This is a genomic window from Pseudomonas sp. AGC41 (assembly GCF_057334555.1).
In genome coordinates this window covers 1-1,047 of the sequence record NZ_JBHFJB010000126.1, presented here as the reverse complement: position 1 = coordinate 1,047, position 1,047 = coordinate 1, and the positions used below count along the sequence as shown (strand labels likewise).

Genomic DNA, 1,047 nt, shown 5'->3' with positions numbered 1-1,047 from the left:
CCCCCAGGACCGCGGATTTCCAGGAGGCCGGACAGAAAGCGCTGGCGGACCTGATGTCGGTGAAATACGAAGGTCACCAAGGCACCTCGTCCCCCCATACGGGCCGCCCCGTGCTGCACGCACCGCCACCCCGGGCCGATGGCAACAAACAGGAAACCAACGGTGACTTGTTTACGCTTTTGATGGCAATGATCAGCGAGCTGATCGGCGAGGTCGACGTCAAGAAACTGAAAAATCGCCTGGCCATGCTGCAGAGCATGGCCGGCGCCAAGCAACAGGCCCATGAAAACCTCTCGGCTGAATACACCGCAGCCGTCCAGGCGATGGAGGCCGCCGAGGGGGACGTCGGCAGCAGCCAGGAACACCTCGAACAACTGCGCGATCGGGTCTTGCACTTCCAGGGACTGCTGGCCGAAAGCGAGGCGCGACTGGCGCAACTGGACCCTGAATCGCCTGAATATGCACAGGAGCTGGCCCGTCGCGATCAGCTCAAAGGCGAAGTGGCGAACCATACCCAAGCCTTGAATGTGGCGACCGATGCGCATCTGAAGTTGATCGAAGTGGCCAATGCCTGTGCCAAGGCCGTGGGCACGGTATTCGAGCAAGTGGTGGCGTTCAGCGTCAACAGCTCGACCCCCAAGCCAACCGATGAAAAGGCCCTCAGCAGCAGCGCGCTGGCGCTGTTGAACCGCTTGAAAATCATCGAGCTGCTGGGCGAGTCGGCACAGAACAAGGAGGAGCTCAGCCAGGAACTGTTCCAGCAATTGCAGGCCAGGCTCCAGGCACACATGGAGCGTGAGTCGGAAAAATACTTGGAAGAAGTCCGCAAGGCCGAGGCCCTGCAAAAAACCATGGGCTGCATCGGCAAGATCGTCGGCGCGATCTTGACCGTCGCGACTATCGCCGCCGGGGTATTGACCGCCAACCCGGTGCTCATCGCCGTGGGCGTGGTCGGCGCGGCGGTGATGATTGCCGACTCGGTGGTCCAGGACAAGACCGGCGTGTCGTTCATGGCCGAAGCCATGAAACCGCTGACCATCGTCATGC

At 61.3% G+C, this 1,047-nt stretch carries 1 protein-coding gene; it reads left to right on the top strand.

The window, feature by feature from the left end; genetic code table 11:
- Window positions 1-1,047, top strand: a 1,047-nt coding sequence (sctE, locus tag ACE04F_RS21675) for a type III secretion system translocon subunit SseC family protein (protein WP_486109864.1), incomplete at both ends; no start/stop codon positions are given.